This window comes from Roseovarius sp. EL26 (genome assembly GCF_900327775.1).
GTDB lineage: Bacteria > Pseudomonadota > Alphaproteobacteria > Rhodobacterales > Rhodobacteraceae > Roseovarius.
This window is the reverse complement of sequence record NZ_OUMZ01000007.1, coordinates 571,173-596,600: the sequence shown is the minus strand read 5'-3', so window position 1 is coordinate 596,600 and position 25,428 is coordinate 571,173. Positions and strand designations below refer to the sequence as shown.

Annotated in this window: 27 protein-coding genes; 11 read left to right on the top strand and 16 right to left on the bottom strand. The window is 54.0% G+C overall.

Features of this window, described 5'->3' with window-relative positions:
- Nucleotides 1–88 precede the first annotated feature (88 nt).
- On the top strand, nt 89–907 hold the full coding sequence (locus D9A02_RS10860) for a sulfurtransferase/chromate resistance protein (protein WP_120500986.1): 819 nt from the start codon (nt 89–91) through the stop codon (nt 905–907).
- A gap of 14 nt (nt 908–921) precedes the next feature.
- A complete protein-coding gene (chrA, locus tag D9A02_RS10855) occupies nt 922–2,190 on the top strand; it encodes a chromate efflux transporter (protein WP_120500985.1) in 1,269 nt (422 codons plus the stop codon).
- An 88-nt stretch (nt 2,191–2,278) separates the two neighbouring features.
- On the opposite strand, the gene D9A02_RS10850 is transcribed toward chrA, so the two are convergent.
- The 8 genes from D9A02_RS10850 to D9A02_RS10815 all read right to left on the bottom strand — a co-directional run bounded on the left by D9A02_RS10850 (nt 2,279) and on the right by D9A02_RS10815 (nt 9,253).
- The gene (locus tag D9A02_RS10850) at nt 2,279–2,908 is read right to left on the bottom strand and encodes a LysE family translocator (protein WP_120500984.1); all 630 of its coding nucleotides are present in this window, start codon (nt 2,906–2,908) and stop codon (nt 2,279–2,281) included.
- A gap of 189 nt (nt 2,909–3,097) precedes the next feature.
- Nucleotides 3,098–3,295: a hypothetical protein gene (locus tag D9A02_RS10845; protein ID WP_120500983.1), complete on the bottom strand. Its 198-nt coding sequence runs from the start codon at nt 3,293–3,295 to the stop codon at nt 3,098–3,100.
- A gap of 186 nt (nt 3,296–3,481) precedes the next feature.
- Nucleotides 3,482–4,066, bottom strand: coding sequence for an HNH endonuclease (locus D9A02_RS10840; protein ID WP_120500982.1), 585 nt, complete (start codon nt 4,064–4,066; stop codon nt 3,482–3,484).
- Between the two features lie 207 nt (nt 4,067–4,273).
- A complete protein-coding gene (locus tag D9A02_RS10835; RefSeq protein WP_120500981.1) occupies nt 4,274–5,044 on the bottom strand; it encodes a squalene/phytoene synthase family protein in 771 nt (256 codons plus the stop codon).
- Entirely contained in the window at nt 5,037–6,647 is a 1,611-nt protein-coding gene (gene cimA / locus D9A02_RS10830) for a citramalate synthase (protein ID WP_120500980.1), read from the bottom strand. Before cimA ends, D9A02_RS10835 begins: the two co-directional genes overlap by 8 nt.
- 181 nt (nt 6,648–6,828) lie before the next feature.
- Nucleotides 6,829–8,283 carry a cysteine--tRNA ligase gene (gene cysS, locus D9A02_RS10825; RefSeq protein WP_120500979.1) on the bottom strand — a complete coding sequence of 485 codons (1,455 nt, stop codon included), beginning with the start codon at nt 8,281–8,283 and terminating at the stop codon, nt 6,829–6,831.
- 197 nt (nt 8,284–8,480) lie between these two features.
- Nucleotides 8,481–8,858, bottom strand: a complete 378-nt coding sequence (locus tag D9A02_RS10820) for a VOC family protein (RefSeq protein WP_120502487.1) — start codon at nt 8,856–8,858, stop codon at nt 8,481–8,483.
- A gap of 11 nt (nt 8,859–8,869) precedes the next feature.
- Nucleotides 8,870–9,253 carry a VOC family protein gene (locus tag D9A02_RS10815; RefSeq protein ID WP_120500978.1) on the bottom strand — a complete coding sequence of 128 codons (384 nt, stop codon included), beginning with the start codon at nt 9,251–9,253 and terminating at the stop codon, nt 8,870–8,872.
- 74 nt (nt 9,254–9,327) lie between these two features.
- On the opposite strand from D9A02_RS10815, the gene soxR reads away from it, so the two are divergent.
- The 8 genes from soxR to D9A02_RS10775 all read left to right on the top strand — a co-directional run bounded on the left by soxR (nt 9,328) and on the right by D9A02_RS10775 (nt 16,908).
- On the top strand, nt 9,328–9,798 hold the full coding sequence (gene soxR / locus D9A02_RS10810; RefSeq protein WP_120500977.1) for a redox-sensitive transcriptional activator SoxR: 471 nt from the start codon (nt 9,328–9,330) through the stop codon (nt 9,796–9,798).
- 303 nt (nt 9,799–10,101) lie between these two features.
- Nucleotides 10,102–11,640 carry a trimethylamine methyltransferase family protein gene (locus D9A02_RS10805; RefSeq protein ID WP_120500976.1) on the top strand — a complete coding sequence of 513 codons (1,539 nt, stop codon included), beginning with the start codon at nt 10,102–10,104 and terminating at the stop codon, nt 11,638–11,640.
- Between the two features lie 202 nt (nt 11,641–11,842).
- The gene (locus D9A02_RS10800; RefSeq protein WP_120500975.1) at nt 11,843–12,142 is read left to right on the top strand and encodes a septum formation initiator family protein; all 300 of its coding nucleotides are present in this window, start codon (nt 11,843–11,845) and stop codon (nt 12,140–12,142) included.
- 130 nt (nt 12,143–12,272) lie between these two features.
- Nucleotides 12,273–13,262, top strand: coding sequence for a pyruvate dehydrogenase (acetyl-transferring) E1 component subunit alpha (gene pdhA / locus D9A02_RS10795; protein ID WP_120500974.1), 990 nt, complete (start codon nt 12,273–12,275; stop codon nt 13,260–13,262).
- 9 nt (nt 13,263–13,271) lie between these two features.
- The gene (locus tag D9A02_RS10790; RefSeq protein WP_120500973.1) at nt 13,272–13,655 is read left to right on the top strand and encodes a VOC family protein; all 384 of its coding nucleotides are present in this window, start codon (nt 13,272–13,274) and stop codon (nt 13,653–13,655) included.
- Complete coding sequence (locus D9A02_RS10785) at nt 13,655–15,022, top strand: pyruvate dehydrogenase complex E1 component subunit beta (protein WP_120500972.1); 1,368 nt, start codon at nt 13,655–13,657, stop codon at nt 15,020–15,022. The genes D9A02_RS10790 and D9A02_RS10785 overlap by 1 nt, the downstream gene beginning before the upstream one ends.
- Nucleotides 15,023–15,034: 12 nt before the next feature.
- Nucleotides 15,035–16,348 carry a pyruvate dehydrogenase complex dihydrolipoamide acetyltransferase gene (locus D9A02_RS10780; protein ID WP_120500971.1) on the top strand — a complete coding sequence of 438 codons (1,314 nt, stop codon included), beginning with the start codon at nt 15,035–15,037 and terminating at the stop codon, nt 16,346–16,348.
- A 254-nt stretch (nt 16,349–16,602) separates the two neighbouring features.
- The gene (locus D9A02_RS10775) at nt 16,603–16,908 is read left to right on the top strand and encodes a hypothetical protein (RefSeq protein WP_120500970.1); all 306 of its coding nucleotides are present in this window, start codon (nt 16,603–16,605) and stop codon (nt 16,906–16,908) included.
- 72 nt (nt 16,909–16,980) lie between these two features.
- On the opposite strand, the gene cysE is transcribed toward D9A02_RS10775, so the two are convergent.
- Nucleotides 16,981–17,787 carry a serine O-acetyltransferase gene (gene cysE / locus D9A02_RS10770; protein WP_120500969.1) on the bottom strand — a complete coding sequence of 269 codons (807 nt, stop codon included), beginning with the start codon at nt 17,785–17,787 and terminating at the stop codon, nt 16,981–16,983.
- Nucleotides 17,788–17,872: 85 nt separating this feature from the next.
- Here cysE and D9A02_RS10765 point away from each other — a divergent pair, with 85 nt between their 5' ends.
- Nucleotides 17,873–18,211 carry a TraR/DksA C4-type zinc finger protein gene (locus tag D9A02_RS10765; RefSeq protein ID WP_120502486.1) on the top strand — a complete coding sequence of 113 codons (339 nt, stop codon included), beginning with the start codon at nt 17,873–17,875 and terminating at the stop codon, nt 18,209–18,211.
- A 6-nt stretch (nt 18,212–18,217) separates the two neighbouring features.
- Here D9A02_RS10765 and D9A02_RS10760 read toward each other — a convergent pair whose 3' ends face one another.
- The 7 genes from D9A02_RS10760 to D9A02_RS10730 are packed head-to-tail and all read right to left on the bottom strand — an operon-like array spanning nt 18,218 to nt 25,426.
- Nucleotides 18,218–22,255 carry a glycoside hydrolase/phage tail family protein gene (locus D9A02_RS10760; protein WP_120500968.1) on the bottom strand — a complete coding sequence of 1,346 codons (4,038 nt, stop codon included), beginning with the start codon at nt 22,253–22,255 and terminating at the stop codon, nt 18,218–18,220.
- Between the two features lie 2 nt (nt 22,256–22,257).
- Complete coding sequence (locus D9A02_RS10755; protein ID WP_120500967.1) at nt 22,258–22,701, bottom strand: NlpC/P60 family protein; 444 nt, start codon at nt 22,699–22,701, stop codon at nt 22,258–22,260.
- Nucleotides 22,698–23,588: a DUF2163 domain-containing protein gene (locus D9A02_RS10750; RefSeq protein WP_120500966.1), complete on the bottom strand. Its 891-nt coding sequence runs from the start codon at nt 23,586–23,588 to the stop codon at nt 22,698–22,700. The genes D9A02_RS10755 and D9A02_RS10750 overlap by 4 nt, the downstream gene beginning before the upstream one ends.
- Nucleotides 23,585–24,217, bottom strand: a complete 633-nt coding sequence (locus tag D9A02_RS10745; RefSeq protein WP_120500965.1) for a DUF2460 domain-containing protein — start codon at nt 24,215–24,217, stop codon at nt 23,585–23,587. The genes D9A02_RS10750 and D9A02_RS10745 overlap by 4 nt, the downstream gene beginning before the upstream one ends.
- Nucleotides 24,218–24,235: 18 nt before the next feature.
- The gene (locus tag D9A02_RS10740) at nt 24,236–24,901 is read right to left on the bottom strand and encodes a phage tail tape measure protein (RefSeq protein ID WP_120500964.1); all 666 of its coding nucleotides are present in this window, start codon (nt 24,899–24,901) and stop codon (nt 24,236–24,238) included.
- Nucleotides 24,894–25,094, bottom strand: a complete 201-nt coding sequence (locus D9A02_RS10735; RefSeq protein ID WP_120500963.1) for a rcc01693 family protein — start codon at nt 25,092–25,094, stop codon at nt 24,894–24,896. Before D9A02_RS10735 ends, D9A02_RS10740 begins: the two co-directional genes overlap by 8 nt.
- Nucleotides 25,094–25,426, bottom strand: coding sequence for a gene transfer agent family protein (locus D9A02_RS10730; protein ID WP_120500962.1), 333 nt, complete (start codon nt 25,424–25,426; stop codon nt 25,094–25,096). Before D9A02_RS10730 ends, D9A02_RS10735 begins: the two co-directional genes overlap by 1 nt.
- Nucleotides 25,427–25,428 lie beyond the last annotated feature (2 nt).

Here is a 25,428-nt window from a genome sequence, read left to right as displayed (position 1 = left end):
CCCCGTGAAGCTCAGGCTCAATTTTCGCTTCCAAAATCAACGTTAAAGGTCGCGCGTAATATGGCGGCCTTAGCAAAGGAAGTGGTAAATGCCTGCACTTAACGAAATCTCCCCTAACCAACTCAATCGTCTGATAGGCACCCCCAATGCCCCCACCCTATTTGACGTTCGCATCGATGAGGACTTTGAACTAGATCCCCAACTCATCCCCGGTGCTATCCGCTGCGCGCATACTGATCTAACATCATTGCAGCATCAGCTTGATCATCGGGGCGCAAGCAAAGCCGTGATTTATTGTCAGAGGGGCCGCAAAATCTCCCATGGCGTCGCCGCTCTCTTGCGCCAGACCGGGCACCAGGCCGAAGTTCTCGAAGGTGGCCAATTCGCCTGGCGTGACGCAGGCCTGCCGATGATCGACGGTCTGATCTCTCTGCCTCGTAACGCCAGCCGCGCCACTCGCTGGGTCACCCGTCACCGGCCCAAAATTGACCGTATCGCCTGCCCTTGGCTGATCCGTCGGTTCATCGATGCAGAGGCCGAATTTCTCTTTGTTCCGCCTCAGGATGTCCTGCTTGTGGCGGAAAAATTCAATGCCACGCCCTACGATGTTGCAGAAGTACAATTCAGCCATCGCGGCGAAAACTGCACCTTCGATACGCTCCTGCAAGACTTTGACCTGAAATCCGATGCACTCACACAAATGGCCACAGTCATTAGAGGCGCGGACACCAACAACCATGACCTTTCACCGCAGTCTGCGGGCCTGTTGGCCTTTTCCACAGGTCTGTCACGCATGTTCCGCGATGACATCGCCCAACTGGATGCCGGTATGCTGCTCTATGATGCGCTCTATCGTTGGGCACGCGATGCCATGGACGAAGGCCACGACTGGCCCCAGTCCCGGTAAAATACGGGAACATCATGTCACACCCGACCTTAAAAGACACCCTGCCCATCTGGTGGCGTATCGGCCTGCTGTCCTTTGGTGGGCCCGCCGCGCAGATTGCATTGATGCACCGCCTGATCGTTGATGAAAAACAATGGCTATCAGAGCAACAATACCTCAATGCACTCTCGTTTTGCATGCTCTTGCCCGGCCCCGAGGCGATGCAATTGGCAACCTATACTGGCTGGCGTTTGCACGGTGTGCGTGGTGGCCTGATTGCCGGATTGTTGTTTGTTCTGCCCGGTGCTTTTGTCGTCATGGGCTTTGCCGCGCTCTATGCGCTATATGGCAGCACGCCCACGCTGGAAACGGTGTTTCTTGGCATCAAAGCCGCCGTTCTTGTCATCGTGTTCGAGGCACTGCTCAGGGTCGCACGCAAAGGTCTGACCGGCACAGCGCATAGGGTGATCGCCGGGCTCTCTTTTGTGTCTTTGTTCTTTTTTGCACTGCCCTTTCCATTCGTGATCTTTTCGGCAGCGCTTTACGGTTATTTCACCGCCCGTCCCGGCGCGGGTTTGTCAAACAGTACAAATCCGGTGGCATGGCAGAAAACTGCAACCACCATTGTGATCTGGTTGGCCATCTGGATCTTGCCGCTGCTGTTTATACCCCTAGTGACCGGTTATGACGTGCTTGGCGACATAGGCGCGTTTTTCTCCAAATTGGCCACTGTAACCTTTGGCGGGGCATATGCGGTGTTGGCATATATGGCGCAAGAAGCGGTCGAGACTCACAATTGGCTGTCAGCCACGGAAATGGTTGATGGGCTGGGGCTGGCTGAAACCACACCCGGGCCACTTATCTTGGTCACTGAATTCGTTGGTTTTTTAGCTGGCGCACGCGCCGAGGGTGGTATGAACCTTTGGTTAGGGATCTCGGCGGCGCTCGTCACTCTTTGGGCTACGTTTGCACCCTGTTTCCTATGGGTCTTCGCTGGTGCGCCCTACATCGACTGGCTGACCTCAAAGCCCAAGCTTCGCGCCGCTCTCTCTGCCATCTCAGCTGCCGTTGTGGGCGTGATCCTAAATCTATCGATCTGGTTCGCGCTGCACGTGCTGTTTACCCGCGTGCAAGTCACTGACTGGGGGATCATGTCCGCGTCTGTCCCTGTTCTAAGCAGCCTCAACTTTGCTGCCGTGGGCTTGATGGTTTTGGCGGCAATCCTTCTGATCCGTCTGAAACGCTCAGTCCTCTTCACCCTCGCAACCTGCGCTAGTGCAGCCGCAACTTTGCTGCTGATTTGATCCCTAACTCTGGGCGTTTATTTAGCCCAACGGCAGCTTGGAGCCCAGAGTTACCAGTGCGGCACTCAGCAGTGAATGGCCGCTATCTTCATTTGTCCAACGCGAGCTTTGCGCCCAGTCCAACCAAGATGCTGCCACCTATTCTTTGTGCCAATCGATTTGCCCCACCCGAAGATTTGAAGTACGCAGCGACCTTATCCGCGAGAACAACGCACAAAGCGTCCGCGCTGGAAAACATGAAATTGACAATCGTTCCTAGGATCAAAAGCTGTACCCAGATTGGAAATGACGCAGACGGGTCTGCAAACTGAGGCAGGAATGCCACGTAGAAAATAGCGGTTTTGGGGTTTAGAACTTCAACAGATACACTTTCCCAAAACGCGCGCTTTGCGCTTTTCTGAGATACGGCGTCCACAGAACCATCTGTATCCTGTTTTGCCCGAAACATCGTAATACCAAGCCAGATCAGATAGGTCGCACCTGCGAGCTTCAATGCTAAATACATGGTCGGAACGGCCTCAAACAAGAACGCAAGGCCGACCGCTGCCGCGATGACATGAACATATCCCCCCAGGTGAATTCCCAATGCAGCGAACCATCCCGCGCGGCGTCCCTTCGCGATGGTTTGGGCAGCTGCATAGAGTGTGGATGGGCCTGGCATGTAGGCAAAGATGCTTGTCGCAATCATAAATGCGACCAGAAGCTCTAGAGATGGCATGGGTTCATTCCAATTGCTTATGTCAAAGGAACTTTAGGTATATACGCCTTATATTCCAAGTTGCTTTGCTCTCGAACCGGACTTTTTGGTAGCTGCCATGGATGGCGGCTTCGTCCGCACTGCGGACACCGCGAGCGTTTGCAAGTTCCCACCTAGGCTTCCCAAAGGAAGGCCAAAATTGTGATACGGCTAGTTCGGTTGGACTGCGACTAGAACAACATCAAGTTCGGCTTCCAAATCCTGCAGCTGTTTGAGTTGGTCTTTTGGCAGCTCAGCAGTCTGGGCCTCAACACTGGCTAAAGCCACCACAGGGCGGCCAAGGTCGTTTTCCAGCTGTTGAATCGCGTTCAGTTTATCGGCTTCAAGAGATGCAAGCGGATACAGCATGTATGTTCTCCTTTTTCTAGATCGTTCTGAGTATAGATCATTTCCTAACAATTATCACATTGGAGGGTGTTATGCTGACGCAAGAAAGCAATACCCACCATAAAACAGACGGATACAGAGCTGACGCAAACACCAAGATGATTTGCGTACCAAACCCGCGTACAACCTGTACCACCTGTACATAAATCAGGCCTCCAACTCGGCATCCCAATAAAGGAAGTCTAGCCAGCTTTCATGCAGGTGGTTGGGTGGGAATTTGCGCCCGGTATTGCGCAGTTGTTCCGCCCCCGGCTCGCGTGGCGGTTTACGCAAGGACATATGCGCCTGCCGCAAGCTTTTTGAGCCTTTGCGCAGGTTGCACGGGCTGCATGCGGCAACCACGTTTTCCCAACTGGTGATCCCCCCTGCGGCACGGGGCACCACATGATCAAAGGTCAAATCCCCATGCGTGCCGCAGTACTGACACTGAAATTCATCCCTTAAAAAAAGATTAAAGCGCGTGAAGGCCACGCGCTTTTGAGGTTTAACATAATCTTTCAGGACAATCACACTGGGGATGCGTATCACTGTACTGGGGCTTCTGACCGTTTCATCGTATTCGGCAACGATATCAACCCGGTCCAGATAAGCCGCTTTGATCGCGTCCTGCCACGACCACAACGATAAGGGGTAATATGACAAGGGCCGGTAATCTGCATTCAACACCAATGCCGGGTGGTGCTTTAACATTGATGGCTCTCTTACAAAGTCTGTTCTAAAATCCTCTGCCATACCTTCCAATCACTCCTGCCCGGTTGACTGTAATTCTAGTTCCTGTGCGGGGCGACCCGCCCATGACCGATCCATTGTTACTGCCCACTATATATCGTGTCCACCATCTGACAACCCCCACATATGGAAGGTTCATACCCAGTTTAACGAAACCCTATTAAGGGAATGTGACAGTTATCCACAGGCTCAATATTTGATGTAGCGCGATTACAATCCGAAGACAGTGGATCTCATCAGCCCCAACTTCTGCCGCATTGGAGAGGTTTCCAATTGCCCAATAGCCACCTTTTCCGGGTTTTTCACTGCGGCCTTCAAGATAGCCTGCGCTTGCCAAAGCGCCAAAAACACCGGACGGGCTTCTTGGGGCACAGCCGCAATACCCTGTCGTGCCGTGGTCAAAGACCGCAACCCACCCTCGGCCAATTCACGAACAGCATCAGCGCGCCCATCAACAAGGGGAATACGACCTGAGGCCTCTAACGCCGGAACCGCACGGAGCCAGTTTGCCAGCCCATGGGCATAGCCAGCCTGACGCGCAAGTTCATCATTGGGAGAGGACACAGCCCGCAACGCAACGGCCAGCAGGTTTCCTGCAGTCACCCTCAGGTACAAGCGAAGATGTTCATCGTTTTCAAAGGGTTCTTTATAGATATCCCAACGCCGTTGAGCGATCAGATCATCCAACAGCCCTGCCCCGTAAGCGTCGATGATCGTCGCCAATGGCGTGGCCACTTCATGTCGGCGTACCGGACCGCCGCCTGTACGGATTTCCTCCAACGCGTCACGCCACCATTGCAGGCGCATCTCAGCAATCATCGGCTCTTCGGTCAACCACGGTGCGCGGGCCACTTCGACGTTAAAGGCATATAGCGGAAACAGTATTTCGCGCAGCGCAACCGGCGCGGCCATAGTGGCTTTGAAACGATCGGGGTCGCCCTTTTCCACAATGGCAGCACAGGCCACGATATCTTCATGCATCACGCAAGAGCTTCCAGTTGATCGCATCCAAAAGCGCCTCGAACGAGGCATCCACTATGTTCGCACTGACGCCCACGGTCGACCAGCGCCGCCCCTTACCATCCTCACTATCGATGATGACGCGGGTGACCGCCTCGGTTCCGCCTTGCGTAATGCGTACTTTGAAATCGACCAGACGCATGTCATCAATGGCATCCTGATAAGGCCCCAGATCCTTGGCCAGCGCCTTGGCTAAAGCGTTCACCGGCCCGCGATCTGAGCCATGTCCATCCATGGATTCGCTCACGGACAATTTCTTTTCACCACCCACTTTAACCACCACAACCGCCTCGGACAGCGAGACCATCTTGTCGTATTTGTTTTTGCGCCGCTCTACGGTCACCTTGTAGCGTTTGACTTCGAAATACTCGGGTAAAAGGCCCAGTTCCCGCCGCGCCAGCAGCTCAAAGCTCGCCTGCGCACTGTCATAGGTATAACCATGATCCTCACGGTCTTTGATCTCCGCCAGAATGCGTGGCAGCGCCGGGTTATCGCGCTCCACCTCAAGTCCAGCCTCGGCCAAACGGCGGCGCAAATTTGACAAGCCGGCTTGATTGGACATTGGAATAATTCGTTCGTTTCCAATGGTTTCCGGTGGGATATGTTCGTAAGTGGTAGGGTCTTTCAAAATAGCCGAGGCATGCAATCCCGCCTTATGGGCAAAGGCCGAGGCCCCTACATAAGCCGCCTGTTTGGTAGGCACCCGGTTAAGAATCTCATCCAGCTGACGACTGGCCTTGGTCAGGGTTTGCAAGGTCTCCTTGCTAACGCCCGTATCCAAGGTGCTGGCATAGGGTTCTTTCAGTAAAAGCGTCGGGATAATCGCGATCAGATTGGCATTGCCGCAACGCTCGCCCAAACCATTCAGCGTGCCCTGCACCTGTCGCGCACCGGCATCAACGGCGGCCAGACTACAAGCCACAGCATTTTCAGTATCGTTATGGGTGTGAATACCTAATTGATCACCAGGAATGCCTGCAGCAACGACCGCAGATGTGATGCGGTAAATGTCATAAGGCAGCGTGCCACCATTGGTGTCGCACAACACCACCCAACGTGCACCAGCTTCGAGCGCGGCTTTCAGGCAGCTCAGCGCATATTCAGGATTGGATTTGTAGCCGTCAAAGAAATGCTCTGCATCGAACAGAGCTTCGCGCCCGTTGTTCACGATATGAGCGATGGATTTGGTAATGTTCTCACGGTTTTCCTCGAGCGTGATGCCCAAAGCGGTGGAAACATGAAACTCATGGGTTTTACCCACCAGACAAACCGCACTTGTGCCCGCATTCATCACTGCAGCCAGAACATCATCGTTTTCAGCACTCATGCCCGCGCGTTTCGTCATACCGAAAGCAGTCATCATAGCGCGTGTTTTGGGGGCTGCGTCAAAGAATGCGCTGTCGGTCGGGTTGGCCCCGGGCCAGCCGCCTTCGATATAGTCAATGCCCAGCTCATCCAGCGTCTGTGCGATGGTCTGCTTTTCAACGGTCGAGAACTGCACACCCTGCGTTTGCTGGCCGTCGCGCAGGGTTGTGTCATAGAGATAGAGGCGTTCTTTGGTCATGTGCACATCTCGCAACAGAGGGTAGCGCCCGACCCTGGGTGGGCGTTCGTGACAGTGTTCATCGCCACGTCAGCGCAACAAAACCCATGGTAAGTGAAAGCCGAAACCTTGCAAAAGCGCCCTCCCATGGGGAGGGTCGGGCGCTGCCCGGGGTAAGCCCGGGCTGGATGTTGTGAGGAAATCATTTCAACGCCTCCAATTTGGAAGCATCAAATACATCAGGGTCAAGGTCATACTCGAAGACCCTTTCACCTGTAGTTTTATCTTTTGTGGTTCGTGTAACGACGCCAGCCTGATGAAGTTGGTCACGCAATTGATCTGCAATTGAAAAGTTCTTTTCGTTAATAGCGGAAACCCACTTTTGAAAACAATCTTCAAGCATTTTATAAACATCTGGTGCCGATGTTTGTAATTGCTGTTCAATCGTCGCTGTTGTGACAAGCTCTTTGAATGTCGATGAAACAAGATTTTCGAAACCCAATAAGTTCAATGTAGCTTTAAACACCGCCTTTGAATTTGCACTTTTCTTGCTCTCATCAAAAAGTTTGTGCATCCGTGAAATGGCAGCATGTGTATTCAGATCATTACATAATGCCGCAATCACTTCAGAATCAGGAGCTCCATTTTCGTTTTCATCTCCGCCAATAGGCCCATCAAACTCCGACCAACGTCGTAGTATTTTCTCCGCCTCCCGCGCCTTCTCCGACGTCCAGTCCATCGGTTTGCGATAATGCGTCGACAGAAACACAAAGCGGATCACCTCACCCGGGATGCCCTGATCCAACAGGTCGCGGACAGTAAAGAAATTGCCCAGTGACTTGGACATCTTCTTACCTTCGACCTGTAGCATCTCGTTGTGCATCCAAACCTTGGCAAAGTCAGACCCCGGATTGGCGCAGCAGCTTTGGGCAATCTCGTTTTCGTGGTGCGGGAATTGCAGGTCATTGCCGCCACCGTGGATATCAAAGTTAGCCCCTAGCAGATCATCCGCCATGGCCGAGCATTCGATATGCCAACCCGGACGCCCCCAACTCCACGGGCTTTCCCAGCCGGGTTGGGTCTCGTCCGAGGGTTTCCACAACACAAAATCCATCGGATTTTTCTTGTAGGGTGCCACCTCAACTCGTGCCCCGGCGATCATGTCATCGACAGACCGGCCTGATAATGCGCCATAAGCTTTGTAGCTATCGACAGCAAACAGCACATGCCCTTCGGCGGCATAGGCATGACCCTTTTCGATCAACCCTTCGATCATCGCCACCATTTGCGGGATGTATTCGGTGGCGCGCGGCATCAGGTTGGGCTCCATCGCGCCAAGCGCACCCATATCATCCAGAAACCATTGGATTGTCTCGTTAGTGATGTCGCTGATTTTACGCCCTGTTTCAGCGGCGCGAACGTTGATCTTATCCTCAACATCCGTGAAATTACGCGCATAAGTCACTTGCTCTGCGCCGTAGACATGGCGTAGCAAGCGGTAGAGCACGTCAAACACCACCACAGGGCGCGCGTTGCCCAAATGCGCCCGATCATAAACCGTCGGCCCACAGACATACATCCGCACGTTCTTATCATTCAAAGGTGTGAACACCTCTTTGCGACGTGTCTTGTTATTGTGCAGCTTAATCTCGGTCATAAGTCCCTCGTGGCGCGCAGTGTTCCCGCAGCGGGCTTATCAACTTACATTCAAGGATGGAATAGAAGACGACCCGCAGAGTGCTCTCAGCAGGTAATAATGCAGCAAATAATGATGGTTGCAGTCTTCATGGGGCGACCATATGAGGCCGCCCCGAATTGGTCAAGCCGTCTCCGACCTACTTTCTGCTATATCTCTTAAGTCGCAAAATCGGTCACTGAGCGAAGTGCACATCGATTGCCATCTGGATCACAAAATTCCGCAGTCGTCCCCCACGAATGAAACCTGACATCAACCGTAACACCAGTTGACTCTAATTGTGCTACAGCAGCCTCAATATCAAACACATTAAACCGGAGCTTTGTCGGACATCTCGTTATCGGCTTGCACCCTGATACCGCGTCGCCACCCGTTTCAACCATTAAATACGCACCCGTGAACTCAAAACATGTGAGCTGCCCTCCGGGGTCCTCTTTTTCAAACGACACCGGCAATCCAAGGCTATCTCGGTAGAAACGAACGCATTCAGAGTAATTTTCCGTATTCAAAATGATACCACACTTCGCGGTTTTCATTGTTAAGGCCCTCATTCGCTGTAGCTGACTACCTCAAATTCAATCCCGTCAGGCCCGTTGAAATAGAACCGCAGCCCCGGCTCATAATCCCCGTGGCTATGTGGCGCATAACCGGCAGCTTCAACTTTGCGCTCTACTGCTTTGATATCATCCACCACCACGCCAACATGATTGAGGCCAGCAATCTGCTCATATGTATTGCCCATCGGGGTCAGGAATTTCCCGGGCTTATACAGCGCAAGATAACTGTCCTCGTCCCCGACGTGCACGGTATATCCATTGTCCTTGGCAGTCCCTTCCCAACGGATATGCCAATCGAAGAGATTACATAAAATCGCAGCGATTTCCTGCGGGGCGGTGACTGTGACGTTCAGATGCTCAAGTTTCATATCAATCCCTTTCAGTTTGATTCCTCTTTAAATTCATTGTAATTTCTAAAGTATACTTTAAATCAATATGGATAATTTTCATGATAACCAATAGGTTAGAAACTAGAGGATTAAGTATCGGCTTTGTTTCTGAGCGCACCGGCCTGCCCACATCGGCCATCCGCTACTACGAAGACGAAGGATTGGTCACGCCAGATCGCAACGAATCTGGGCACCGCCGTTATGCCAGGGCTGACATTCGGCGGTTGTCGTTTGTGATGATTTCACAAGGGTTGGGCTTCTCCATTGCTGAGATCCGCGAGGCATTGGCCACACTGCCCGACCACCGCACTCCCAACAAAGGCGATTGGAATCGTATTTCGAAAAAATTCGGCAAAATCCTCGACGAGCGGATTGAACAGATGCAATCGCTACGCGCCCGGCTGGATGGCTGTATCGGGTGTGGTTGCCTGTCCTTGCAAAGTTGCGGGCTCTACAATCCACGCGACCGCGCCGCTAAACGTGGCAAAGGTCCGCGATATCTGATGGGGGATCCTATCGAAACGGATTAATCAAGTTTCAAATGCTTCTGTATCAAACAGGTATTTTTCAGCTCCAATTCCTCCATATGAAAATAAAATTCAGTTTTTCATTGTCTGTTTGCGACAAAGGTCGTTAACTGAATAGATCCACGTGCCGAAACGTTGCATTCGTTCTCATCACGCAGGGAGAGATTGGATATGAAACCGAGCTGCAAAATTGCACTTGTGATCTATACGATCGGCGCCGCACGTGGGCGTGCCGCTCGGGGAAGGCCGTCTTGGGTTTGAGTTTTTCAACCCTTTAAAGACACCATTTCCCATAGGACACCACACATGAATGCACCCTCACCTCGCCGTTCCGGCGGACGTTCCGCCCGTCGCGCTAGCCGTGCCGCTCCGCTCTCTGATGAGCTGCGCCCTATTCGTCCCGGCATGGAAGGCGGCCGTTACAAAGCGCTGACCCAAGCCCAAATCGAAAAAATCCACAACGCAGCCCTTGAAGCACTGGAAACCATCGGCCTTGCCGACGCACCAGAAAGCGGTATCAAATACCTAACCGGAGCAGGTGCCGTTCTGGGTGATGACGGACGTATTCGTTTCCCCCGTGCTGTGGTCGAAGACGCGATTGCCAAGTCCAACAAGAAAATCACGTTGTTCAGCCGTGACGGCAAAAAAGACCTCGATCTATCTGGAACCAAAGTACACTATGGCACCGCCGGCGCCGCGGTGAGCCTTGTCGACGTCGAGGGCAAAGAATACCGCCACAGTACGTTGCAAGATCTGCATGATGCGTCTCGTATCGCAGACGTATTGGACAACATCCATTTTGTTCAGCGACCGATGGTTTGCCGCGATATCGAAGACAATTTTGAAATGGACATGAACACGGTCTATGGCTGTGTGTCTGGCACAACCAAGAATGTTGGCACATCTTTCACCGACCCCAGCTACGTCAAAGGCGCGCTGGAGATGCTGCACATGATTGCAGGTGGAGAGGATCAATGGCGCGAACGTCCTTTCGTCGTCAACTCCAACTGCTTTGTCGTTCCTCCGATGAAGTTTGCCACTGAATCCTGCGAAGTCATGGAAGAATGCATTCGTGGTGGCATGCCAGTGCTTTTGCTGTCTGCGGGCATGGCAGGCGCAACAACTCCGTCGACCATCGCTGGTGCCGTTGTGCAAGCCACTGCAGAAGTTTTGGGCGGTTTGGTCTACGTTAATGCCGTCAAACCCGGACACCCGGCAATCTTTGGCACTTGGCCTTTCGGTCTGGACTTGCGCTCTGGCGCAATGACAGGTGCATCTGCCGAACAGGCCCTGCTCAGCTCGGCCTGCGCTCAGATGCATCAGTTCTACGGCCTGCCCGGCGGCGCTGTGGGCGGCATTGCCGATGCCAAACTGCCGGACATGCAAGCAGGATATGAGATGATGTGTTCAAACGTCATGACAGGGCTGTCTGGCCTGAACATGGTGTATGAAGCCGCAGGTATGCACGCGTCGTTGTTGGGTTTCTGCCTTGAATCTCTGATCATTGGTGACGACCTCATTGGTCATGCTATGCGCTGTATCCGGGGAATCGAAGTGAACGATGAAACCATGGCACTTGATCAGATCCGCGATGTCTGCATCGGTGGACCCGGGCACTATCTGGGGACTGATCAAACCCTCGCACGCATGCAGGTGGATTACGTCTACCCCGCCATCGGCGACAGGACTTCTCCTAAAGAATGGGCCGAGATTGGCAAACCCGATCTGATCCAAAAGGCGATCTCCCGGAAAGAGGAAATTCTGGCAACACGGTCCGCCGCGCGGTTTGATCCCGCACTGGACGCTAAAATTCGCAAAGCGTTCAACATCCACCTCCCGGCATAGAACGTTCCAATTTGTAACTGCTAAACGACCGGCGCCATTTGCGCGCCGGTCTAGTAAACTCTGCTGTGGCAAGAAAGACTCGCACTGACTTATGTGGCAAGAAAATGCCGCATTTTCGCACGTAAGGGATTCACAACACGAATCACCTATGGCATTGTGCAAAAACACCGCCCGTAGAGGCGGGTTTTGAGGCAGAATCATAATGGCTTTCCACAAGCGACCCGCCTTTGGCGTGTTGACATATTTCCTGATCGCTTTTGGCCTTGGCGCCTATTTTACCTTTGCCGCTGTGCAGGGCGATTACGGCGTGTTTCGCCGTGCGGAAATTGATGCTGAGCGCCGCGCATTGCAGGCGCAACTTGATCAATTGGATGCCGAAATTGCCACCATGGAAAATCTGACCAAGCGTCTGTCCGATACCTATCTGGATCTGGACCTACTGGATCAACAAGCACGCGATGTTCTGGGCCTGCTGCGCGCAGACGAGATTGTCATCCGCTAACCCCTCCATAAATTGAAAACCTAAGGCTGCTAACTGCCGCAGCGGCATTTCTCTCTCGCCACTGCGGTCAAAATGCTATATTAAGTAGTTTAAGGCTAAACTATTTATCAAAATTGGGAGACCCACACGCATGGCCACCCGGAAATCATCCAAAAAATCAAATACTTCCGCTGAGGAACTGACACAGTTCTATCGCGACATGCTCTTGATCCGTCGATTCGAAGAAAAGGCAGGCCAACTCTATGGCATGGGCCTGATTGGCGGATTCTGCCACCTGTACATCGGCCAAGAAGCTGTTGTTGTCGGATTAGAATCCGCCACCAAAGAAGGTGACAAACGCATCACCACTTACCGCGACCACGGTCATATGCTGGCTTGCGGCATGGATCCAAATGGCGTGATGGCCGAGCTGACAGGCCGTAAAGATGGTTATTCGCGCGGTAAAGGCGGATCAATGCATATGTTCAGCCGTGAAAAGCATTTTTACGGCGGCCACGGTATTGTTGGCGCCAACGTACCTTTGGGTGCGGGTCTCGCCTTCTCTGATAAATACAAAGGCAACGACAACGTCACATTCACCTACTTTGGGGATGGCGCGGCAAACCAAGGCCAGGTTTACGAGACCTTCAACATGGCCGCCCTTTGGGAATTGCCGGTGATCTTTGTGATTGAAAACAATCACTATGCGATGGGCACTTCGCAAAAACGCTCCACCTCCTCCCCTGACATATATACCCGTGGGCAAGCCTTTGGTATCCCCGGCGAAGCTGTCGATGGCATGGATGTGCTTGCGGTCAAAGAAGCCAGCGAAAAGGCTGTCGCGCACTGTCGTGCAGGCAAAGGTCCTTATATCCTTGAGGTTAAAACCTATCGCTATCGCGGTCACTCAATGTCTGACCCGGCCAAGTACCGTACCCGTGAAGAAGTGCAGAAAGTCCGTGAAGAAAAAGATGCGATCGAACACGTTCGTGATCTGCTGCTGAGCGGAAAACATGCGACAGAGGATGACTTGAAGGCGATCGATAAAGAAATCAAGACAATTGTCAACGCCTCTGCTGACTTTGCGAAAACCAGCCCTGAACCTGCTCCAGAAGAGCTCTGGACAGATATTTACGCGTAAAGGGCGACCATGGCACATTTTGAGATTTACGTAAGCGACATAGAAGCCGGAAAAGCCTTTTACGGACAACTCTATGGCTGGACATTCTCCCCCATGGATGGCGGCGAGGAGGTGAACTATCATCTCGCCGAATCCGCCGGTCTCGGGGAAGGGTTAACCATCGGCATGATGACACGGCCAGATACCCCGCACACCGCTGGCTCCGCCGTTCGCGGTGGCACGATGACTTTTGATGTCAGTGATTGCGACGAGAGTTACAATTGGGCGCTGGCAAATGGCGGGGCCGAGGCCCTGCCCCCCATGGATTATCCCGGTGTGGGCCGCTGCGCCTATGTCGAAGACGGCCAAGGAAATATTGTGGGCATGATCAGCCCAGCGAAAGGAAGCGCATAATGGCAACCGAAATTCTGATGCCCGCCCTATCGCCCACCATGGAAGAGGGCACTTTGGCCAAATGGTTGGTCAAAGAAGGCGACATAGTTGCAAGCGGCGATATCATCGCTGAAATTGAAACCGACAAAGCCACAATGGAATTTGAGGCGGTTGACGAAGGTACAATGGGTAAAATCCTTGTGCCCGACGGCACTGAAGGTGTGAAAGTGAACACGCCCATCGCCGTCATGCTGGAAGACGGAGAAAGCGCCGACGACATCACCAGCGCCTCGGCGGCCGCCGTACCAACAGCCGTTGAAGTCCCAGCACAGGCGCCAGCGCCCGCTGCAACCGCACCTACTACGCCGACCCCGGACACCAGCCCCGACTGGCCTGAGGGCACCGAAATGCAAAGCATGACCGTGCGCGAGGCTTTGAATGCCGCCATGGCTGAAGAAATGCGCGGCGATGACAGCGTCTTTGTCATGGGCGAAGAAGTCGCCGAATACCAAGGCGCTTACAAAATCACTCAAGGACTGTTGGATGAGTTCGGTGCAAAGCGCGTTATTGATACGCCCATTACCGAACACGGCTTTGCCGGGATTGGTGTTGGCGCTGCCTGGGGTGGATTGAAACCCATCGTCGAATTCATGACTTGGAACTTTGCCATGCAGGCGATTGACCAGATCATAAACTCGGCCGGTAAAACCAACTACATGTCTGGTGGCCAACTTGGGTGTTCCATCGTGTTCCGTGGCCCCAATGGTGCTGCGGCACGTGTTGGTGCGCAACACAGCCAAGACTATGCGGCTTGGTATGCTCAGGTCCCCGGCCTCAAGGTTGTTCAGCCTTATTCTGCTGCTGACGCCAAGGGGTTGCTGAAGTCCGCCATTCGTGATCCGAACCCGGTTGTGTTCCTGGAAAACGAAATCCTCTATGGCCGCAGCTTTGAGGTTCCCAAGATCGACGATTTCACTATTCCACTGGGCAAAGCGCGTGTGGCTCGCACGGGCAGTGATGTCACCATCGTAACTTTCGGCATCGGCATGACCTATGCATTGGAAGCGGCAGACAAATTGGCCGAAGACGGCATCAGCGCTGAAGTCATCGACCTGCGCACCCTACGCCCGATTGATTATGACACTGTGATTGCCTCGGTGATGAAAACCAACCGCTGCGTCACTGTCGAAGAAGGCTGGCCCGTGGCATCGATGGGCAACCATCTCAGCGCTACGATCATGGAACGCGCGTTCGATTACCTCGACGCACCGGTGATCAACTGCACCGGCAAGGATGTGCCCATGCCCTATGCCGCCAATCTTGAACGCATGGCGCTGACGTCAACGGCCGAGGTTATCGATGCCGTCAAACAAGTTACCTACCGGTAAGGAGAAAGAGCGATGCCAACAGAAATCCTGATGCCCGCACTGTCCCCCACCATGGAAGAGGGCACATTGGCCAAATGGCTTGTCAAAGAAGGCGATACCGTCAGCTCTGGCGACTTGCTGGCCGAAATTGAAACCGACAAAGCGACGATGGAATTTGAAGCCGTCGACGAAGGTGTCATCGGCAAAATCCTCGTGGCTGATGGCTCCGAGGGAGTGAAGGTCAATACCGTCATCGCTGTCCTGCTGGAAGACGGTGAAAGCGCTGATGATATTGGCGCAACATCAGCCCCAGCACCCGAAGTTGCACCCGCGACTGAGGCGGCCACCGAGGTGACCCCATCAGGGGCCGCCGAGAAGGCCGCACCCCCTGCTCCAGCAGCCGCCAGCGGCGCGCGCATCTTTGCTTCACCTCTAGCACGCCGGATCGCGGCGCAAAAAGGTCTGGATCTCAGCCAAGTCAATGGCACAGGTCCGCATGGTCGCATCGTCAAAGCCGATGTCGAAGCCGCCCAGCCCGGTGCAGCCCCTGCCGCGACAACTGCAGCTTCTGCCGCGCCCGGGTCAGTACCAGCTGCCGCAGCAACGGTGTCTTCGGGTCCATCGACGTCACATGTCATCGCCATGTACGAAGGCCGCGAATACGAAGAAGTCGCGCTCAACGGCATGCGTAAAACCATCGCTGCCCGCCTGACCGAGGCCAAGCAATCAATCCCGCATTTCTATCTGCGGCGTGATATCAAGCTGGATGCTCTGCTGAAGTTCCGCAGCCAGCTCAACAAGCAGCTTGAAGGTCGTGGTGTGAAACTCAGCGTCAACGACTTCGTCATCAAAGCCTCTGCACTGGCGCTGCAGTCCGTGCCCGATGCCAACGCCGTCTGGGCCGGAGACCGCGTGTTGAAATTAAAGCCGTCAGATGTGGCTGTGGCTGTGGCGATTGAAGGTGGTTTGTTCACCCCTGTGCTGAAAGATTCAGATATGAAATCTCTGTCTGCGCTGTCTGCTGAGATGAAGGATCTTGCCTCCCGCGCCCGTGATCGCAAACTTGCACCACATGAGTATCAGGGCGGCAGCTTTGCCATCTCCAATCTTGGCATGTTTGGCATCGACAATTTCGATGCCGTGATCAACCCACCTCACGGTGCTATCCTGGCCGTTGGTGCCGGCAAGAAGAAGCCCATCGTCGGCGATGACGGTGAGCTGACCGTGGCCACAGTCATGTCCTGCACTCTGTCAGTTGATCACCGAGTAATCGACGGCGCGCTTGGCGCTGAATTGCTACAAGCCATAGTTGACAACTTAGAGAACCCGATGGTCATGCTAGCCTGATTTCTCTTACACGACACACAATGATAAAAGCCGCAGTGACCCATCACTGCGGCTTTTATCATTGCCCCAGATTTTTTTATTCACTTCACGCATTATTCTCTCGCGTTTCACGCAGAGTTTTCATGCCTATTGTATAATCACGCTATGTAGAGCGCCAAAGGTTTCATTTTGCCAGCGCTCAAAGAACGTACACAATTGTTGTTAAACTAATTTTTGCAAATTATCCGCATAAAAAATTCACACAAGGTATTCTCATGCCCACTTCTTCTATTGAAATGATTGATGTTTTCATTCTGTGCCGCGCAATTGGTTTGCTTGGATTTTCGATCTATGTGATCGGTTTTTTCTGCCTGTGTAGCGGCCGGCTCAGCAGTGCCACGCCCGGTTATTTTCTTCTCACCTTTATCGCATCCAGTTGTGTGATGGTCTCGTTGATTGTCGAGTTCAACCTCAGTGCGGCCCTGATTCAGTTATTTTACATTGTGATGTCTTTGGGTGGGATCATCATTCGCTTGTCGCACAGGAAACAGCCATCAAAGCAGTTTGATCAAGCCGTTTGAACGAAAAAGCACCGCCTCGTCAAAAGCGGTGCTAGAATAAAATATCAACCTGTGTTGCAACAGGTCATAGGTTTATCGAACACCCAATAGCTGATCCATCTGAATGGACGGTTGATCACATCCGGCCTCACCAACAATCTTCGCAGGTACACCGGCGACAGTTTTGCAAGGCGGAACCTCTTGCAACACAACCGAGCCCGCCGCGATACGCGAGCAGTTGCCAACAATGATGTTGCCCAGAACTTTGGCTCCGGCCCCGATCAGAACACCACTGCCAATCTTGGGGTGGCGATCTTCCTCTTCTTTACCGGTACCACCCAACGTGACTGAGTGCAGCATCGATACGTTATCGCCAACAACAGCGGTTTCGCCAATCACGATCGAATGCGCGTGATCAATCATGATACCACGGCCAATCCGGGCGCCTGGGTGGATATCCACACCAAACACTTCGGACGAGCGCATCTGGAAGAACCGCGCCATATCCTGACGCTCATTGTGCCATAACCAATGCGCCACTCGGTACGCCTGTATCGCCTGAAATCCTTTGAAATAGAGCATTGGCAGGATGTAACGATCGCATGCTGGGTCACGATCATTCACTGCCACAATATCGGCGCGTGCAGCCTGAGAAATCTCAGGATCAGCAACATGCGCCCAGTCACAGATTTCACGTAGGATCTGTTCCGGCATTTCAGGCGAGGCCAGCTTCAACGAGATCCGATAAGCCAGCGCCGATTCGATGGTGTTATGGTGTAAAATACTGGAATGCACCAACCCGCCCAGCAACGGCTCATCAGTGATGGCAGCCTGAGCTTCCTCAGTAATACGGCTCCAGACAGGATCTACCTCTGACACATGTGCGCGTGTTTTGACCATTTGCAAGCTCCTTTGGCTCGTGCTTGATTATAACACATAGGCAGTAATGGCAAAATGCAAAGTGGTGATGGGAGATATAAGCAAAATGGATGAGTCAGATCTGATTACATTCCGCAATTTAATCTCAGAACGCCTAAACGCATTGGATGCAGAAGATGTTCTTGGCGCCGAAGGTCAGCAAACCGTCGAGTTGGACCAACAAGCAGTAGGCCGCCTCAGCCGAATGGACGCGTTGCAAAATCAAGCCATGGCCAATGCCAATCACGCCCGGCGTCAGGCGGAGCGGGCGCGTCTGAACGCGGCCCTCATCCGCATGAATGAGGGTGAATTTGGCTATTGTGACAGCTGCGGCGACGTCATTAAGCTTGAACGCCTACACCTCGATCCCGCAGCCATGATTTGCGTCGAGTGTGCCAAGGGTTAAATCCACCTAGGCAGAGTTGATATAACGGGCGCTTACACCTGCCCCAAACAGCGATGACACCTGTGCCACCTGCAGCTCATCACCTAAGGTAAAGGAATCCGCACTTTGCGCCGCGGCGGAATACACCCATTCAGCTGTATCAGCCAACTCTTCGCGTAAGGTCTCTCCTGCTCGGACGACACGGACTATATATTGCTCTCGCTCTTCGCCCAACGGAATTTCAGGGGTTTCCCAACGGTCAGCGCCAATACGGCCGCGCCGCACCCAACTAAACAATCGGTCCTGCCCTACAGCCCCCTGCAATCGCAAATGCACCGGGCGATAGGGCCGTAATCCGATCCCCTCAAATGCCAACTCGATTTGCTGATAAGCTGGATCATCCAGCGGTCGTCCTGCCGGGCCAATGCGATAGAACCGCGACAGCCCTCGCTTTGCATCGGGCAGATCAATCTGCAACGGGCTACCATCCATACGCACGATATATGACCCCACCGGCCACGAATAACCCTCAGTTCGCTCTGTGCCCAACTGCCCCCGCAGGCGTTTACTCAGCATATAGGTTTCGGGCCCGACCATATCCGCTGTTTCGAACTGAAACAGCTCCCACCCATCCGGGCTGCCATTCCCGATTGCGCACAAGTTTGCCCCGTTCAAAATGGCGGCCTCGCTGACACTTTCCAATTCGCCGTGCAGCATCTTCACCAACAGACCATCACTACGATCCATCAAGCCGGACGGCGCCCAGCTCAGCTCAGTTTCCGTGATCCCAATCGGTGTCCGGGCTGAGGCAACAGTGTTCAACCTGTAATTGGAATCAAAATCGGAAGCATATAACGCAGCCGATCCCGGCCAAGGATCCGCCGCCACCGCCAGATAAGGTGCATGAGGCACCTCATCGCCGGTTAACAAAGGCAAATCGAGAAAAAACGGCGACACCGGTGCCGGTGGCACAAAACCAGCCAGATTTGGAACGGCATCAACAAAATCAACCGGACGATAGCTTTCGGCATCTATCCGTACGCCATCGAGCTGCTGCGTACCGCCACGTTCTTCAACCCGGTCCACACGGTAGAGCCCTTGCCCACCGTCTTCCGGCAAGGCCACGACATCCCCAGCGCCTATTTCCAGCTGCGAGGGTGGCAAGCTGAATTGTACTGTATCTGTGTTTAATTGAGCCTCCGACAGCCAACGCTCAACTGTCTGGCGCCCTTCCGCCCGCGGCATTGATAGCGGGAATTCCGATGCAGACACCACCGGATTTGGATCATCAGCCAAAATGGCTTCTTCCGCGACGACTTCGAAATCTCCGTCTGCCTCAACAAAGCGCAACCGCACTCGACCTGACAATTCTGCTGCGCTGCCTCGGGTGTATTCAAGCACCCCCTCATCGCGCGCATCACGAACAACCATATCCGGATCAATCTCAAAATCAGCCACGCCATCACGCATCCGAAACTGCAAGGTACCATCGCGCTCAATTGCATCAAATCCATAGTGCAGCATCAATGGTTGCAGCGCCGCGCGCGCCTCGCCGATCTCATCCACCTGATAACCCTTCACCATGCCGTGCAATTTTGAGGTATCCACATGTCCCGCCCCAACTTCTTCAGCGATCTCATCCACAACCGAAGCCAGACGGCGCGAAGCGGCTCTCCCTGAAATCCAATGCCCCCGGCCGTAATTTTCACCATCGTTCCAGAGCTTGCGATTGTTGGGGAAAAACGGATATGGCCGCGCATCCCAGGCCCAGACATAAGCATGATCCATATCCACCATCGGTCCGCCATACAGCTCTGAGGTTGGATTGCGCTTTGACTGTCGCCAATAACCGTTCATCGCTCGCAAATATTGCATCTGAATGGTTTCGTCCCGCCGCCCATCAGAATAGTAAGGCAACTTGGATTCCGATGACTTAGGATCAAGAAACTTATTCGGTTGATTGGTGCCCTTATTCACCGCAGCGCAGCCATATTCGGTAAAACGGATAGGTTTTGATTCCGGCACCCAATCTGTCGGTACTTCTGATCGTACGCCATTCACCCGCTCATGATGCGTATTTTCCCAAAAGCCGCGCAGATCTTTGTACCGCCAAATCCATGACTCCTCATGCGCCTCATCGGTAATTGGTGTTCTATTCTGGGCCGCGCGTGCTTCTGGCGAGGTATAATACCAGTCATACCCCTCACCTCCTTCGATATTGGCTTGCAGATAACCAAGGTCATAGGCCGTCTCCCAATTCACGTCGGCATGCTCCGTACCATCGCGCCAATCAGACAGTGGCATATAATTGTCTATTCCAATGAAATCGATGTTTGCATCGGCCCATAATGGATCAAGGTTAAAGAACCGATCCCCGGAACCATCTTGCGGTTTATAGCCAAAGTATTCTGACCAGTCCGCCGCATAGCTAATCTTGGTGCTGGGCCCCAAAAGCGCACGTACTTCAGCCGCCAGATTGCGTAATTCCTGCACTGCCGGAAAACTGTTTCCAGCTCCGCGAATTTGCGTCAGCCCGCGCATTTCTGAACCGATGCAGAAACTCTCAACACCACCCGCGGCCTTACACAAAGCCGCCTGGTGCAAAATAAACCGCCGAAACCCCCATTCCCCTGGGCCGCTATAAACCACCGGGCTCAACTTTGCCGACCAATCTAAATTGATCAAACCTGCAAACCCACCTGTACCGCCCACTGTCGCTGTACCATTTGTGGCAAAATGACTGGCTTGCGCTGTACCAAAAAAAGCTGCTACCTCTGCCTCAGCGCCATTTGTTCCATCAGAACTGCCCGGCCGCCCCGGCGCTTCATTTAGCGTGATCCGCCCGCGCCATGGCAGCTCAGGCTGGTGATCCCTATCGCTATAGGGATCTGGCAGTTTATTGCCTGCGATCTGATCCATCAGAATGAAAGGGTAAAACATCACATCTTTACCCGCAGCCTTCAATCTCTTGATCGCTTCAATAACCGCCTGATCCGATGGCGTACCACCATAGAGCGGTTTATTGTCGGTACCACGTACGACCCGCAGTGCAAAACTTCGCCGTACACCAGACACATTCCAGGGCATGTTCGCCCCATCAAAGCTGTTCTGTTCCACTTTGGGTAAAACGCTACAGGCTCCGCAACGCAGGTCGTTCCCAAACCAACTCACCACCAAAGACACGGCATCACAGGCTGGCAACTCTCCCTCCAATGCGTCCATTGATGTCAGAAAATCACTTTTGCCTGACCAGGAATTCACATTTGCCTGCTTACTTGACCCCGGCCCATAGCGCAGCGTGACTTTGCTGGTCGCCAAGGTGTATTCTCCGCTACCCGGCAACATCGCAACACCGCGCACCGCCTGCGGTGGGTCAAGTTCAGCCCCCGGTTGGCCCTTTTGCGGCGGACGCAACACCTCGAAAGAAAACTGCGGCACTCGATTGCCAAACTGCTCCAGCTCAAGATTTTCGATCACCACATAGGCCGTGCCGCGATAGGCCGGCACAGTTCCGGCCCCCTCGACCGCTTCTATCTTAGGATCCGGTAGCTGATCGCACGTGCCATAATATACCCGCATATCCAGATTATCGCGGGTCAATTCATTGCCATCAGCCCAAACGCGCCCAACCTGACTGATTTCTCCTTCGCATAGCGCTATCGCCAGACTAACCGCGTATTTATATTCCCGTACCGTGGGCGTAACTGGGGCCGGTGCTGACCGCCGTCCTTTGCCCCCTCCTCCGCCACCGCCACCACCGCCGCTTCCTTCTGTAATTTTGACCCATTCGCGAAATTCTGTGGCCCAAATAACCTGTCCAGATACCCTCATGCGTCCGTAGATCCGGGCGATAGCATCTCCTTCACCTGCTCCGGTCAGACGCAAGCGGCGCACCCTTCCGGTTTCGACCACCTCAGATCCCCGCCCCATGGTGCGTTGATCGAGGGAACGCCCAATCATCGCCCCGGCAAAACGCCCGATTGCTGCTGTCGAAAGGCCCAGTACAGAGCCCCCAATTTGCCCACCGATTGCACCGCCGACAGCGGATAAGACAACTGTTGCCATTTTTATATCTCCTCAGGAAATCTGAACCGCGCCACAATGCGCCGCCGCCACGGTGTACTCAGCGGGCTTTCCACCACCGCATGACCGGAATATGCATGGATGAAGCTGGCTCTTGGCCGTACCTGCCCCGAGATCCCCAGATGTTTGGCCACCGCACCCGTGCGCATGCGAAACAGCAACACATCTCCGGGTTGCTCGTCATCCAGAGGGGCCCTGCGCAAATGCCGCGCTGCTGTGCGCCATAAAATCTCATCTCGTGTCGGTTCCGCCCAGTCCATCGTATAGGCCGGAACAGATTCTGGCTCCTCACCAAGCACCTCACGCCAGACCCCGCGCAATAAGCCCAGACAATCCGTACCCGCCCCCTTACACGAAGCCTGGTGCCGGTACGGCGTGCCAATCCAACCACGTGCAGTGCGGACAACCTGCTCTCCCACCCCAGTCATCGACGACGACTCCGGCCGTCTAAACGCCCAGCGCGCGTTGGATCTGTCACGGACCAATCATCACCTGGAATATCCGGAAAACCTTGAAAGTTTAGATAGTTATTGAATTTCTTTCGACATGTCTCACCACGTTTGTCGCATCCCGTATCCAACCGCAAAAGATCACCGGCCAAAATTTCAGCCCGCAATGGATGCCACAGTTCAACCAAGCGCCCATCTGCATCCACCCTGTCACGCTTGATCAACCCACTTAAGCCCTCAGCAGCACCGGACAGAATGCGCAACACGCCGTATTGGAACCACTCAGGTGCATATCCGTCCAACGCGTCAAACCGAAACGCGCGCCGATCCTCGACGCGTTCAACCGCGCGCACCAAGAAATAACCCGGCGTCTCAAGATCAAACCCGCATCCCTCATCCCCAAGAACTGCGCCGCAAGGCTTTTGATAGACCTTGCCATAGGGCTGGTTGAGCACATCTGTCAGGCCCCGTAATTCAGCCTCAAACGCCCCACCCTGACGGCGCAACTCTCCGATCAAGCCCCGAAATTGCAATTGACGTTCTTCGACATTCTGCCAGTTCACCAGCCAAGACTGCACTTCAGCCCCATCATACCGCCCAGCCTCGATATCCGTTTCACGGATCGCCACATCACTAAGCGCCCCCAGTGCTTCTGTATTGTCCACGGACAAACCCGTGGTTTGCTGCAATGCCAAGGCACTTAGTCCCGTGTCTGCGCGAAACGTGACTCCATCAAACATCAGTGGCAGATCGTGATCAGTGAACCCCATCACCTCACCATCCCGTCGGGTCAGCACCCAACACCGGCAGGTGGTGGTCACCCCGGTTTGCAAATGCGCCTTTAACCCTTCGTCAAACCCGCTCATACCCGAACCTCCACCACCGGAATGTTTGGTACCTCCCCAGCTTGAAAGCTGGCCACGCTAGTTTGGATACGGTCCGTGTCGAACCGCACCGGCACGTCAAATTCAAAGCCCGCAGTGATTGCGACCCCCTCATTCGGTGGATGCAGAAACGTCACTATCCCGGTGCTGGTCTCGACCTCAAAGTGAATGCCTTCCTGCTGCTCGACCCCGCCAAGACCAATGCGCACAGTGCCTGCCACAGGTTTCTTGATTGGCCGCTGATAGATAACCTCGCCAGACCGGTAGGTCTTGATCAAAGGGAACGCCCCGGTCACATCATCACCGCGCGCGATCTCTTGGTCGTCATACTCCGGAGCAATCGAAGACTGACTTGTTTTGTAGTCTGTCCAATCTTTCCAACGAAACCCGAAAATCTGCCCTTGGCGCGCCTCGAAAAACGCAATCACCGTCTCGATGTCATCCAGACTACGCATTGCCAGACCCGCATCATATCGCCTGCGTGAATGCGCCCAAGGCGTATTGCGCTCTTCAAACCCGTTGGCCAACGTCACAATGTCTGTGTGTCGCTCTGGTCCCCCAAACGAGCCAAAGCTCAGGTTGGCCGGAAATCTGACCTCATGAAACCCCATAATCCGTTCCCTTCCTACTCAGCGATTGCGGTTGCCGCGCCCAATGGCCCGGCCCAACTGGGCTGCTATCTGCCCCTTAGAGCGGCGAAAGCTATCCGCATCTGGCGTGTTGATGTTCATCGTGACATTCACTGGCGCACCACCCCCGGCACTGCGCACCCCCAGTTTGCCATCAGAACCCCGGCTAAGTGGCATAATCGCCTCTGGTCCAGCTTCGCCCATAAGCCCGGTTTCCCCCCCACGCATCGGAAAATGCATCGGCCCACTAACCACGCCCCCATCCGCAAACGGGCGCACCCGCCCCTGCGAAAAACTGCCGCCATTTGCAAAAGGCAGCAGATTACCAACTAATCCGCCAATGCCCTCTGAGATCAGGCCACCGACATGATTTGTCACTGGCCGCACAGCTGAATTAAACGCATTGTTAATCATGGCATTGCCGACCTTCTCTAGGGACATGGACAGGCTGTCGCCATTCACCACCGCCCCCCGAATTGCGCTGCTAAGCCCCTTGCTGATGCCGCGTTCCAATCCCTGAACATCTTGACCAACATCAGCAAAAGCGGTTTTGACCCGTGTCATTTCTGTATTGAACACCCCAGCCATCGCCGCGGCACCTCCCAGACTGTCTTCCAGCTCAGCCGCCTGCATCTCCAGATCATCCACACTCTCACCATCAATCATCTTTGATTTCCTCCCTATCCGGATAGCGCTGCAACAGTGCATCCAATCCGGCCCTGCGTAATGGTGCAGCCCCATCACCAGCCCCCAGCATCAGCTGCAGTTCTGCTGGCGTGAGCGCCCAAAACTCCGCAGGGCTCAGCCTCAAACCCCGCAAACCCGCCTGCATCAGCACAGGCCAGTCAAACCCGGCCATCAGCCCCCCTCCGGCAAAGCAAAGGCCCGCACCAACAACCCAGCGGCCGCCTTTGTGGCCATCATTGGCCCGCCTTCAATTTCGGCTGCTAACAAATCCTTCGCGCGCCCCTGCCAACCACCACCACGTAGACCGGCCACAATCAGCATCAGCACATCGCGAGTAGAAAACTTCCCCTGTTCAAATCTCTCGACCAAAGCCACCAAAGTGTCGCTTTCCAGCCCCGCCTCCAACTCAGCCAAAGCCCCTAACGTAAGCTTCAGCACATGGCGTTGCCCATCGATCACCAGTGCCACTTCACCAGCCCAAGGGTTGCCGCCTGCCTCTGCCATAT